Below are 12,304 nucleotides of genomic sequence, written 5' to 3'. Positions count from 1 at the left end.
ACCTCATCCCGTGCGACGAAAGGAAGTGCACATGAACCTCCGGACGCCCACCGTCGGCACCGACCCACTCGACGCCCTCCGCACCGCGGTCACCGGATCGATCTCCCTGCCGGGCGAACCCGGCTACGACGCCGCGACCCCGTGGAACGTGGCGGTCCCGGTCCGTCCCCGCGCGGTGATCGCGGTCGAGAACGCCCTCGACGTCAGCGCCACCGTCCGGTTCGCGGGCGAACACGGCCTGAAGGTGGCCGTACAGCGCACCGGGCACGGCGCCGTGCCCCTCGGCGACGATGTGCTGCTCGTGCACACCGGCCGCCTCACCGAATGCCTGATCGACCCCGACACTCGCACCGCCCGTCTCGGAGCCGGCCTGGTGTGGCAGCAGGTCGTCGACGCGGCCGCACCCCACGGTCTGGCCCCGCTCGCGGGATCGTCACCCCACGTCGGCGTCGCCGGTTTCCTGACCGGCGGGGGAATCGGACCGCTGGTCCGCACCTACGGACTGTCCTCCGACCACGTGCGCGCCTTCGATCTCGTCACCGGTGACGGAGACCTGCTCCGGGTGACTCCCGAGCAGCACGCCGAACTGTTCTGGGGCCTGCGCGGTGGCAAGGCGACCCTCGGCATCGTCACCGCGGTGGAGATCGACCTCATGCCCCTGCCGCACTTCTACGGTGGGGCGCTGTATTTCGACGGCGCCGACGCGGCCACGGTGGCGCACGCCTGGCTCGACCTGTGCGCCGACCTGCCCGAGCACAGTTCGACCTCGCTGGCCTTCCTGCAACTGCCGCCGCTGCCGGGAGTCCCGGAACCGCTGGCCGGCCGCGCGACCGTGGCCGTCCGCTTCGCGAGCGTCGCCGGCGAAGCCGAGTCCGAGGCGATCCTCGGTGCGCTGCGCACGGTCGCGGCGCCGATCCTCGACGGCATCGCCACCCTGCCGTACGCGGCACTGGGAGCGGTGCACGCCGACCCGGTCGACCCGATGCCGACCCACGAACACAGTGCGCTGACCCGCGAACTGACGCACGACGCGATCGACGCGTTGCTCTCGGTGGCGGGACCGGGCTCGCACTCGCCGCAGACCATCGTCGAGGTACGGCTCCTCGGCGGAGCCCTGGCACGCGAACCGCGGCATCGCAGCGCCTTCTGCCACCGCGACGCCGCTTTCACCCTCTTCGTCATCGGTGTGCTCGCGCCACCCTCGGCAGACGCCGTCGTCGCACACACCCACGTGATCGACCGGGCGCTGGCGCCGTGGACCACGGGCACCTCGCTGCCCAACTTCACGGCCACCTCGGATCCGGACCGCATCGCGCGCACCTACGACGACGACACCGCGCACTGGCTCGGCGCCCTCGCCGACGAGCACGACACCCACGGCGTGCTGCGCGTCGGGCAGGTCGTTCGCTGGCCCCGATGAGACCGACACCTCCCGCCCCGAGCCCCTCCACTCCCACAAGGCAGGCAATGCGAACTTCTCGATCGATCACCGCACTCGCCCTCTCCACCTGCGCCGTTCTCGCCCTGACGGGTTGCGGCGACGGATCCGTCCCGACCGCCGAGGGCGCAGAGACCGCGGGACACCATCACGGTGTCACCACCCTCTACGGACCGGAAAGCGAACTGGGGGAGGGCATCTCCCGCACCTACGTCGTCGTCGATCACGAGGGTAGGCCGCGTGAGGTCGGTATCCGGATGTCCGAGTCCGTGCTCACCGGCCTTCCCGACGGCCCGGACGCCGAGATGACGATGCTCATGCTGGATCTTCCCGCCGGCGCCCCGGACACCGGTTTCGACCACGTGATGCTGGACTGGAACCCGAACGGGCACGATCCGGAGATCCTCTACGGCGCGCCCCATTTCGACATGCACTTCTACACGACGGACGCCGACCGCGAGGTGGACCCGGGCGCGCCCGATTTCGCGGAGCGCGCGGCGCGGCTCCCCGACCCCGAATACGTTCCGGAGGGGTACATCCCACCGCCCGGTCCGCCGGTCGAGAACACTGTGCCGTTCATGGGCATGCACTGGACGGACGCTGCCGACGGCGTGATCCCCGGATCCTTCGAGTTCACCGAGGTGCTGCTCAACGGGTCGTGGGACGGGGAGTTCATCTTCATCGAGCCGATGATGACGCGGGAGTGGCTGGCGGCGAAGCCGTCCCTGCGGGAGGTCGTGAAACAACCGTCGTCGTACCAACGGACCGGCTACTACCCGACGGTGTACACCGTCGACTTCGACGAACAGGCGGGCGAATATGTCGTGGCGTTGTCGGGGCTGACGATGCGCGAGGCGTCTTAGGGACCGCGAAGGTGCCCCGGCGACGCGGTGATGCGAGACTGGGCAGCGTGCTGCGAATGGGGTTGACCGGAGGAATCGGCGCGGGCAAGTCGACCGTCGCCAAGGAGCTCGTCGAACTCGGGGCGGTGATCGTCGACTCCGATGTCGTCGCCCGGGAGATCGTCGCTCCCGGCTCCGAGGGACTCGCCGAGCTCGTCGACGCCTTCGGCGAGGACATCCTGCAGTCCGACGGCACCCTCGACCGCCCTGCCCTCGCGGCGAAGGCGTTCGCCAGCGACGATGCCCGCGCGGTTCTCAACGCCATCACCCATCCCCGGGTCGGGCGCCGTACCGCCGAGCTGGTCGCCGCTGCGCCCGACGACGCGGTGGTCGTGCAGGACATCCCGTTGCTCGTCGAGGGCGGGATGGCGCCGGCCTTCCACCTCGTCGCCGTCGTGCACGCCGACGAGACGGAGCGGATCCGGCGTCTCGTCGAACTGCGCGGCATGCCCGAGGCGGACGCCCGCGCGCGGATCGCGGCGCAGGCGACGGAGGAACAACGGCGCGAGGTCGCCGATGTGTGGCTCGACAACACCGGTGATCAGCAGGTGCTGGTCGAGCAGGTCCGGACGCTGTGGAACGACCGTCTGGTGCCGTTCGAGAAGAATCTGCGCACCGGCACGGTGGTCGAGGCGGATCCGGTGCTCGTGCCCGCGCGCGAGGAGTGGCATCGGCAGGCGCAGCGGCTCATCGCCCGGCTGGCCCTTGCAGCCGGGGGAGGGGCCGAGCGCATCGACCACATCGGTTCCACCGCGGTGGCCGGTCTGGCCGCCGTCGACGTCATCGACCTGCAGATCACCGTCGGCGACCTTGCGGCAGCCGACGCGCTCGCACCCGCGTTGGCCGCTGCGGGCTTCCCGCGCATCGACGATGTGGTGACCGACGAACCGAAGCCGTCCTACGGCGCCGGGGGAGAGACCGACCCGGCGGTGTGGGAGATGCGGCTGCACGGCAGCGCCGATCCCGGCCGTCCGTCGCGGGTGGCGGTCAGGGTGGACGGCTGGCCCGCCCAGCAGTTCGCGTTGCTGCTGCGTGACTGGTTGTCTGCGGTCGACACCGCGAAGCGCGAGTACGCCGACCTCAAGGCCGATGCTGCAGCCGAAGCGGCGCAGAAGTCGGATCCTGCCGAGGCGGCCGCCGCCTACGCGGCGCTCAAGGCCCCGTGGTTCGACCGGGCGCATCATCGCGCGTGGGAGTGGGCCCAGAGCACCGGCTGGTCGGCCTAGGGAGTCCGGACCCCAGGCGGGGACCCGCCCGGGAATCTTCCGGATGCCCCGTCCGTTAGAGTAGTTGACAGTTCAACTACTTGACGGAGGTTCGACCGTGCAGTTCGGCATCTTCACCATCGGCAACGTCACGCGCGACCCCACGACGGGTCGGGTCCCCACCGAACACGAGCGCATCGTCGCGATGACGAAGATCGCGCTGAAGGCCGAGGAGGTGGGCCTGGACGTCTTCGCGTCCGGCGAGCACCACAATCCACCCTTCGTCCCGTCCTCGCCGACGACGATGCTCGGCTGGATCGCCGCGAGGACCGAGAAGCTCATCCTCTCGACCGCGACCACTCTCATCACCACCAACGACCCGGTGAAGATCGCCGAGGATTTCGCGATGCTGCAGCACCTTTCCGGCGGCCGCGTCGACCTCATGATGGGGCGCGGGAACACCGGACCGGTCTACCCGTGGTTCGGCAAGGACATCCGGCAGGGCATCCCGCTGGCGATCGAGAACTACCACCTGCTGCGACGGCTCTGGCGCGAACGCGTCGTCGACTGGGAGGGCAAGTTCCGCACACCGCTGCACGGCTACACCTCCACCCCGTGGCCGCTCGACGACACCCCGCCCTTCGTCTGGCACGGCTCCATCCGTTCGCCGGAGATCGCCGAGCAGGCCGCCTTCTACGGCGACGGCTTCTTCCACAACAACATCTTCTGGAACAAGGAACACATCCAGCAGATGATCGCCCTCTACCGGCAGCGGTTCGAGCAGTACGGTCACGGCGCCGCAGACCAGGCTGTCGTCGGACTCGGCGGCCAGGTGTTCATGGCGGAGACCGAGGCCGAGGCGAAGCGGATCTTCCGTCCCTACTTCGACAACGCGCCCGTCTACGGTCACGGCCCGTCGCTCGAGGACTTCTCGACGATGACACCGCTGACCGTCGGCACACCCGAGCAGGTCGTCGAACGCACGCTCGGCTTCGCCGACTACGCCGGCGACTATCAACGTCAGCTGTTCCTCATGGATCACGCGGGTCTGCCGCTCGACGTCGTGCTCGAGCAGATCGAGATCCTCGGCCGGGAGGTCGTGCCGGTGCTGCGTACGGAATTCGAACGTCGCCGCCCCGCCCACGTGCCGTCCGACCCGCCCACGCACACCACCCTCGCCGCGCAGGGGGCCGACTCGGCGCACCGCCGAGTGATCCCGGCCCGCGTCGACCTCGTGCCCGAGGAGGCGGACGCCCGATGACCCGCCGCATCGTCGTCGTCAGCGGTGGCCTGTCCGAGCCGTCCACCACCCGTCTGCTCGCCGACCGCATCGCCGAGGCCGCTCGCGTCGCGGTCGGTGCGCGAGGCGACCACGCGGAGATCGAGGTGATCGAACTGCGCAGCCTCGCGACGGATCTCGCCACCACCTTCACCGCCGGTGTCCCCACCGCGGCGGTCGCGCGGGCCCGCGAACAACTCGCGACCGCCGACGGGCTGATCGCGGTGAGCCCGGTTTTCGCCGCCGGTTACTCGGGTCTGTTCAAGATGTTCTTCGACGCGCTCGATCCGGACACGCTCACCGGTGTGCCCACGTTGCTCGCCGCGACCGCGGGTAGCGCCCGACACTCACTGGTCCTCGACCATGCGATGCGCCCGCTGCTGAGCTATCTGCGTGCGCTCGTCGTGCCCACCGGCGTCTTCGCCACCACCGACGACTTCGGAACAGGCGAGGCGGCCACGGCACTGAAGGGGCGGATCGGCAGGGCGGCGGACGAACTCGCCGAGCAGATCACCCGCAGCACGGGGTCACCCCGCGGGTTCTCGGACGCCGTGCCCGCCGGACGGCCGCGCGTGTCGGGAAACGCGGTCCGCACGGACGGGCCGTCCTTCCGGGAACTGCTCGGACGTCACCTGGGGTGAGCCCCGACGTCGCGGACCGGTTCGGTCGTCCGCCGGCGGATGCGCGCTGAGCAGGTTCGCGGCGAGAGCGAAGCTCGGCCGCCGGGCCGTTCGCCCGGTGCAGCCCGCCGAGAACGAATCGGCGACTTGTCGTTCCCTGAAGCCACACCTATAGTTCCTTAAGTTATGGGGTCTAACTTAAGGTGACCGGAGGAACGAGCGGGGTGGCCGGCGTCCGCAGACGTGTACGCAAGATCGACATGGAGGACATCATCCGTGTCGGTCGAGCGATCGGGCTGCGACAGTTGAGCCTCAACGCTGTCGCCGCGGAACTCGGCGTCTCCACAACGGCGCTGTACCGCCACGTGGACGGTCGCTGGGGACTCGAACTCGTCGTGGGGGAGAGTCTGCTCGGCGATCTCGTTCTGCATGACGATCCGGAGCACGACATCGAACGGCACCTGCTGTCGTTCGGTCTGCAGCTACGCGCGTTCGTCCTTGCCCATGCGGGCCTGGGAACCTACATGCAGACCCTCTTCCCGCGTGGGGAAGCGGGGCAGCGGCTGATGGTGAGCGAGGTCGAGGCTCTCGTGCGCCGCGGGTACACACCCGACGTCGCGGTCGCACTGGCGAGTGCGGTGGCGAGCGCCGCGATCAACTTCGCGGTCGCCGAGGAAGCGCAGCTCGAGCGTATCTCGGGGCTCCGGCAGCAACGCGACGACGTCGCCGAACGGCTGAGCACCGACGAACGCTTGGGTGAGGCCCATCGCGACCTTCCGGAATTCGACCACGAAGGATTCTCGACGATGGTCCTCACGGCGACGATCCGAGGTCTACTGGCGGTCGGTCCGGTCGGGCGACCACTGCACGAGGTGGTCGCCGATCTCGGATCGACCGGGATGGGACTGCGATGATGCGGGCCGGATCTCTGCAGGGCAGGCCACCTCGAGTCGGGATCGGTTGCGTCGACGACGAACTCCGGCTTCGGCAGCTCGTCGTTGCCGTGATCATCGAGTTGTTCGATCGGCAGGTCGTCGATGGCGGGGTGCTCGATATCGTTCTCATCGATTCCCTCGACGGGAACCAGTTCGGTTCCGATGTGAGGGGTGAGGGGATCGGTGGCGATATGGAGCACCCGACGCCAGGCGTCCTCGGGTAGTTCGGGAATCCGGTCCATCGGATCGAGTCCCAGCGATTCCCTTGACGGGGGCAACGAAATCGGTTCGCTCTGCGTCATTGCTCATCCTTCCGGGTTGTCCTCGGCGGTTCGGTGCCCTCCGTGTCGGCGGACCCGACCGTCGGTCGGAGGGCAACCTCTTCGGCGCCGAGCAGTGCCGGACTCAGTAGATCGGCGAGTTGCATACGGGCACGCCTGATCCGGCTCTTCACCGTCTGCACACCCACGCCCTGGTGCGTTGCGATCTCGGCGTAACCGAGCTGCGCATACTCACGCAACACGATGACAACCCGAAACTGTTCGGGGAGAAGGAGAAAAGCTCGCCGGACCACATCACCGTCGACCACGCTCTCGGCGAGAGGCGTTTCCCCGGAGACGTATTCGTCCCCGAGCCGTTCGTCGAGGACCTCACCACGTCGCGTCCGCACGACAGCGAGCGCCGCATTGCTCGCGATGCGATACAACCACGTTCCGGATGCTGCTGTGCCACGGAATCTGCCGAGATTCTGCCACGCCGCGATCAGCGCATCCTGCAGTTACGAACGTTTCGCGGCCCGAAGTGGTCGACGCCGTCGGGGGCAGCGTCGACCACCCGTCGACAATACCGCGAGATCAGTTCTCGCCCAAGCCTATCTCCTCGGAGCGGACGAATTTCACGTACTGGGTGGCCAAGCGCTGTGACATCGTACGAAGCGAGTCGTTCTCGGGAGCCTCGTTCCCCACCGGCCGCAGCCCGAGAGTTCGGCCACGTACCGCTCGTAGACCATCAGGCATACTCTGGCCCGCCCCTGCGCCACGTCACCCGACCAGCAGCGTGTTCCGGGGATGTTCTGCGGAACGGTCTCGTCCTCGACGAGATCCGGATACATCTCCCGGGTCGTCTCGACGAAGTCGTCCCGCAGGATCTCCGCCTCTGTGGGACCGGCGGTCCGGGATGCGAGTCGAAGTGCAGCCATCCTTCCGGCCCGTAGACCGCAAGCTCGGACAGGCGTGGGAGCACACCTTCGGGCAGTCCCACCGCCCGGACGAGGACCCTGACCACATCCATCGGAAGACCCCCGATCTCCTCGGCAGGCGCCGCGGGAGAACGGTCGAGCAACGGCGCGTGGGCCTGTGCAGCGCGCGGCGATCTCCGAACGGAATCCGCGGAGAGCATATCTCGCGCTCGCTGCTGCCGTCGTCTCGTCCTGGTCGGTGGTCGCGACCGCGCCCACGGCCGGACTGTTGCCGATCCTGCTGGTCGTCACCGCGGCAGTGAACGTCTATGTCGTGCCGGTGCGGGTCGCGCTGACGATCGTCGCGTTCAACACGGTAGTGCTCGCCGCGACCGCCACGATTCCGGACGCAACCGGCGAGGTCGCCCTGATGGTCGGCTTCTACCTGCTGATCCAGCTCGCGACCGTGTTCGGCTCCGTGTCCCTGCTCCGCGAACAGCGGATGCGGCGCGAGCTCACCGAAGCCCATGTCGATCTACGCGCGGCGTCGGTGCTGCTGACCGAATCTGCGCGCACCGCCGAGCGCCTGCGCATCTCCCGCGAACTCCACGATCTGATCGGTCACCAACTCACCGTGCTCGCACTCGAACTCGAGGTCGCCCGCCATCACGACGGGGGCGGCGCGCACGAACACATCGAACGCGCAGCAGGGGTCGCGCGACCTCCTCGCGGACGTACGGACGACCGTAGGGGAGCTGCGCGCCGAGACACGCGATCTCGCCGAGACGCTGCGGCAGGTCGTGCGCGACCTGCTGGGACCGGACGTGACGATCACCGTCGATCCCGAGTGCGGGTGGGGGACGAGGAGGTCGTCGCGTTCGTGCGCGCCCTCCAGGAGATCGTCACCAACACCCTCCGGCACGCCGACGCCCGCGGACTCCGCGTGGACGTGGACTTCGGCGGGACGGGCACGGTGATGTCGGCGGTCGACGACGGATCCGGCGTTTGCGCGCCGGCGTTCGGCAACGGGTTGAGGGGATTGTCCGAGCGATTCGAGGTGCTCGGGGGAGGGCTGACCGTCGACGGGAGTCGAGGTTTCCGGGTGACCGCCCGGGTGCCCGCGTCATGACCCGCCTCGTGGTGGTCGACGATCAGACCCTCGTGCGACAGGGCATCCGCCCACTCCTGGAGATGGCCGGCTTCGAGATGGTCGGGGAAGCGGACGACGGCCGTCGCGCACTCGACGTCATCGGTGCTGTCTCTCCGGACGTCGTCCTACTGGACCTGCGGATGCCCGGAGCCGACGGGATCTGGACCCTCGACCGTCTCCGCGAGCGCAGCCTCGAAGTCCCGGTGCTCGTGCTCACGACCTTCGACGACGACGAACTCGTGCTCGCGGCCCTACGTGCCGGAGCCCGGGGATATCTCCTCGAGGACGTCACGCTCGAGCAACTCGCCCGTGCGGTACGGATCCTCGAGGAGGGTGGCACGCTCGTCGCCCCCTCGATCACCGACCGGTTGCTGCGCGCGATCCGCTCCGCTCCATAGCCCGACGACACCCCGGTCGTGCAGGAGTTGACCGAACGTGAACTCGAGGTGCTGCGGTTGATGGCCGAGGGCTTCGGCAACCGCATGATCGCCGACGTGCTGTTCCTGGCCGAGGGCACCGTGAAGAACCACATGTCGTCGATCCTGCTCGAGCTCGGCGCCGGGGACCGCACGAATGCGGTCCTCCGAGCCGTGCGGGAGGGAATCCTGCGGTGACGGTCAGATCAGATCCTCGCCGTCCCGTCGGGCCGGCAGCCACTCCTTGAAGAACCCGCGGCAGAGCGCCGCCAGCACACCGGCGACGAGTACGGGCCAGATCAGGACGTAGACGGTCAGTGCGAGCGTGCTCATCGGTTCTCCTTCTCCGGAGTGGTCACCGCGGCGTCCGTCTCGGACGCAGGGGTTTTCGCCGAGGCAGGGATGTTCGGCGAGGCAGGGACGTTCGCCGAGGCAGGGACGTTCGCCGAGACAGGGGCGTTCGGGGAGTCAGGGTCGGTTTCGGGTGTCACGTCGTCCGCAGCCACGTCGAAGTCACCGACACGCTGCGCGATGACCTCGAAGTCGAAGTTCTCGTCGGAGTTCACGGACATCGCCCAGCACACGACCGTGCTGACCGCGTAGGCGACGAGCGAGGCGCTGAGCACGGCGTAGTCGTGGACCGAGCCGAGCGCGAAAGGCGCCACGACCCCCGCGGCGACGACACCGATGACGCGTGCGGCCCGGAGTCCGAAGAAGCCGAATGCCATCAGACCCGCGATCACGCCGACACCGACGACCGATGCGATGTCCACCGTCCAGGCGAGCACCCCGTCCATCGGGAACCACCCGAAACGCACCGGCAGGAACGCTGCCAGGGCGACGAGCACCGACGTCGTGAACGCCTTGTTGGTGACCTTGTGCCAGTAGAAGCTCGCGATGACGGGGAAGACCAGCGCACCCCAGAGCGCGCCGACGAACACGAGCAGGTCGAGGATGCTCAATCTCATGCTCGCGAACGCCACGGCAGCTGCGGTCGCGACGACCATCGTGGCGCGCCCGATGAACAGCATCCGCTTGGGATCAGCATTGCGGGTGCCGCCGGCGATGTTCTGGCCGTAGATGTCGGCCATGACGATCGACGACAGCGCCGACAGGTCGGAATCGGCCGTGGACGACAGCGCACCGATGATCATGACGAAGAACACGACGACCAGAGCCGTGGGCAGGAAGGACGCCACCATCTGCGGCACGATATTGTTGACGTCGCCGTCCATCGGGTCGATGCCCAGGTACAGCGCGAGCACACCGAACATGCCGACGCCGATGACGGTGGCGCCGTAGCCGATCGTCGCGGTGACGAAGGTGGGCTTGATGAGATCCTCCCGCACCGCGAACAGGCGCTGCGCGATCGTCTGGTTGCCGATGGCGTACGCGAGCACGGCGGCGATGTACGGCGCGCCCTGGTTCAGGAAGGCATCGCTGGAGAAGAAGTCGCTCTGCTGGTCGGTGAGGTTCCCGGAACCACCGTCGAACGCGTCGGGGAAGCCGGTGATGAAGAAGACCGCCGGGATGATGACAACGACCGCACCGAGCATCGCCACGACCTGCATGAAGTCGGTGAGCACGGACGCTCGGAAGCCGGACCACAGGGTGTAGAGCAGCACACCGGCGGCGATGAAGACGACACCCTGGACGAAGCCGAACGGCGAGATCAGCGAGATGAGCACACCGCCGGCGATGAAGTTGGACATCAGGCTGATGAGGCTGCCGACGAGATTCGAACCGGCCAGCATGAGCTGGCTCGACCGCCCGTGCCGGGCGAACATGACCTCGGCGAGGGTGTGTGCTTTCGGGGCGACCGCGCGGATGCGCTTCCCGAAGGGGTAGATGAACAGGATCATCAACGCGCCCCACAGCCCGTAGTGGATCGTGCCGGAGATGCCGTAGGTGTATCCGGAGGTCGCCGAGGCGTACAGCGAGGACGCCCAGATCCAGGTGGCGGTCATGCTGGCCGCCGACACCCCGAAACCGACCTTGTTGCCGGCGGTCATGTAGCCGTCGGCGTTCTCGTCCTTCTTCCCGATTCGGGCGGAGACGAGAAGCGTTCCGCCGTAGAAGATTACGAGCAGGGCAACGATCGTCGCGGCGCTGAACTGAACGAGCTCGGTGCCGTTCACTGCGACCTCCTTCGTGTTCGCGTCACGTCCGCGGTCGTCGGAGCGCAGTGGAACGCAGGGCGCGCTGCACGCGTCCTGTCTGTCGGTTCCGCTGCGGCGTCGGTCCGATCCACCGCCGGACGGTGGGCATGCGTCGGGCGCCCGATCGGCCACGGGCCGGCGGGCGCGGCATACCGCTCCAGCAGGGCACGCCCGGATCCGGGCGTGTGCCGACGAAGTGATCGGCGGCGTTCTCGTCGGCGCTCGTGGGCTGCACGGGCGCGCGCCGCCGGCGCGAGGGGTGTCCTCGGTCGGGTGATGTGCACGCGGAGGGGCGATCCGGGCCGGCCCCGATGGTCGCCTTCTCGGTGCACTGCTTCGCCGGCCGGGGCAGATTACCATGTCCTTTGCGGCAGTAACTTTTTCGCTCCTGCGCCCCCGCTGTCTGCGCAGGTGACGGCACCTGCGCAGCGGTGGTGCGCGTCAGCACCAGGAGACGGGCGCGCCCCGCTCCCGCAGCCACGCGTCGAGGTCGTGGCCGTGCGCGGCGATGCCGTCCACCGCCCGCAGTGCCGTGTCGATCGCCGTCTCGGCCGCCGCCGCGTCGATCATCCCGGTGGTGACCGCGACCACCAGTTCGTCGATGTCCTCGACCGTCGTGTCGCGGCCCGTGCGGACGATCAGGTCGAGATAGTGGTCGTGGGAGTACCAGACGTCGCCGTCGCGCCGAAACTCACCGACGTCGACGTAGCGGTCCTGGTCGCGTTCGTTGCCCGGCGTGAAATGGAAGATCGAGGCCCGCAGACGCAGGTCCGGCAGCAACCACGATTCGAGATAGTGGAACTGCGGGTGGTCGGACGATCGCGCCATGTACAGCCCCCACTCCTCGATGCGGTACTCGTCGACAGCCCGCGCGAAGCCCTTGGGGTCGATGTTGGTCTTCGTGGCGACGTCGAAGATCTCGGTCTTCACGGGATGCGGGGTCGCGGACACGGGATGCACGCTAGCGTGCGAACCGCGCCGCACGCAGGACCGCGATGCGTGTCGGTGGGAGCGCTTACTCTG

General features: G+C 68.4%; 12 protein-coding genes and 1 pseudogene. 9 read left to right on the top strand and 4 right to left on the bottom strand.

The annotated features are described in order from the left end of the window. Window positions 1-31 precede the first annotated feature (31 nt). The 6 genes from KXC42_RS13585 (at window position 32) to KXC42_RS13560 (ending at window position 6,358) form a co-directional block, all read left to right on the top strand. Window positions 32-1,420, top strand: coding sequence for an FAD-binding oxidoreductase (locus KXC42_RS13585; protein ID WP_219129158.1), 1,389 nt, complete (start codon window positions 32-34; stop codon window positions 1,418-1,420). A gap of 47 nt (window positions 1,421-1,467) precedes the next feature. Next, complete coding sequence (locus KXC42_RS13580; protein ID WP_071935114.1) at window positions 1,468-2,301, top strand: DUF5602 domain-containing protein; 834 nt, start codon at window positions 1,468-1,470, stop codon at window positions 2,299-2,301. Between the two features lie 47 nt (window positions 2,302-2,348). Then, entirely contained in the window at window positions 2,349-3,566 is a 1,218-nt protein-coding gene (coaE, locus tag KXC42_RS13575) for a dephospho-CoA kinase (protein WP_219129157.1), read from the top strand. Between the two features lie 97 nt (window positions 3,567-3,663). Then, window positions 3,664-4,806, top strand: coding sequence for an LLM class flavin-dependent oxidoreductase (locus KXC42_RS13570; RefSeq protein ID WP_219129156.1), 1,143 nt, complete (start codon window positions 3,664-3,666; stop codon window positions 4,804-4,806). Continuing rightward, the gene (locus KXC42_RS13565; protein ID WP_219129155.1) at window positions 4,803-5,465 is read left to right on the top strand and encodes an FMN reductase; all 663 of its coding nucleotides are present in this window, start codon (window positions 4,803-4,805) and stop codon (window positions 5,463-5,465) included. Before KXC42_RS13570 ends, KXC42_RS13565 begins: the two co-directional genes overlap by 4 nt. Before the next feature lie 239 nt (window positions 5,466-5,704). Further along, window positions 5,705-6,358 (top strand): TetR/AcrR family transcriptional regulator, encoded by a 654-nt coding sequence (locus tag KXC42_RS13560; protein WP_257213644.1) that lies wholly within the window; start codon window positions 5,705-5,707, stop codon window positions 6,356-6,358. 319 nt (window positions 6,359-6,677) lie between these two features. On the opposite strand, the pseudogene KXC42_RS13555 reads toward KXC42_RS13560, so the two are convergent. Then, window positions 6,678-7,157 (bottom strand): annotated as a pseudogene (locus KXC42_RS13555) (sigma-70 family RNA polymerase sigma factor); the annotation flags it as partial. A gap of 577 nt (window positions 7,158-7,734) precedes the next feature. On the opposite strand from KXC42_RS13555, the gene KXC42_RS13550 reads away from it, so the two are divergent. The 3 genes from KXC42_RS13550 to KXC42_RS27315 are packed head-to-tail and all read left to right on the top strand — an operon-like array spanning window position 7,735 to window position 9,320. Then, a complete protein-coding gene (locus KXC42_RS13550; RefSeq protein ID WP_219129154.1) occupies window positions 7,735-8,685 on the top strand; it encodes a sensor histidine kinase in 951 nt (316 codons plus the stop codon). Continuing rightward, window positions 8,682-9,104 carry a response regulator transcription factor gene (locus KXC42_RS13545; RefSeq protein WP_257605822.1) on the top strand — a complete coding sequence of 141 codons (423 nt, stop codon included), beginning with the start codon at window positions 8,682-8,684 and terminating at the stop codon, window positions 9,102-9,104. Before KXC42_RS13550 ends, KXC42_RS13545 begins: the two co-directional genes overlap by 4 nt. 18 nt (window positions 9,105-9,122) lie before the next feature. Continuing rightward, the gene (locus KXC42_RS27315; protein WP_257605821.1) at window positions 9,123-9,320 is read left to right on the top strand and encodes a LuxR C-terminal-related transcriptional regulator; all 198 of its coding nucleotides are present in this window, start codon (window positions 9,123-9,125) and stop codon (window positions 9,318-9,320) included. Between the two features lie 3 nt (window positions 9,321-9,323). Here the strand turns inward: KXC42_RS27315 and KXC42_RS13540 are convergent, their stop codons facing one another. The 3 genes from KXC42_RS13540 to KXC42_RS13530 all read right to left on the bottom strand — a co-directional run bounded on the left by KXC42_RS13540 (window position 9,324) and on the right by KXC42_RS13530 (window position 12,241). Next, window positions 9,324-9,455 carry a putative transporter small subunit gene (locus tag KXC42_RS13540; protein WP_219129153.1) on the bottom strand — a complete coding sequence of 44 codons (132 nt, stop codon included), beginning with the start codon at window positions 9,453-9,455 and terminating at the stop codon, window positions 9,324-9,326. Then, complete coding sequence (locus KXC42_RS13535) at window positions 9,452-11,260, bottom strand: sodium:solute symporter family protein (RefSeq protein ID WP_219129152.1); 1,809 nt, start codon at window positions 11,258-11,260, stop codon at window positions 9,452-9,454. The genes KXC42_RS13540 and KXC42_RS13535 overlap by 4 nt, the downstream gene beginning before the upstream one ends. A 462-nt stretch (window positions 11,261-11,722) precedes the next feature. Continuing rightward, window positions 11,723-12,241, bottom strand: coding sequence for a DUF402 domain-containing protein (locus tag KXC42_RS13530; RefSeq protein WP_219129151.1), 519 nt, complete (start codon window positions 12,239-12,241; stop codon window positions 11,723-11,725). Between the last annotated feature and the right edge of the window lie 63 nt (window positions 12,242-12,304).

It is taken from the genome of Rhodococcus sp. LW-XY12, from assembly GCF_019317345.1.
Taxonomy (GTDB): Bacteria; Actinomycetota; Actinomycetes; order Mycobacteriales; family Mycobacteriaceae; genus Rhodococcus; species Rhodococcus pyridinivorans.
Note: the sequence above shows the minus strand (reverse complement) of the source record. Positions and strands in the feature narration are given on the sequence as shown.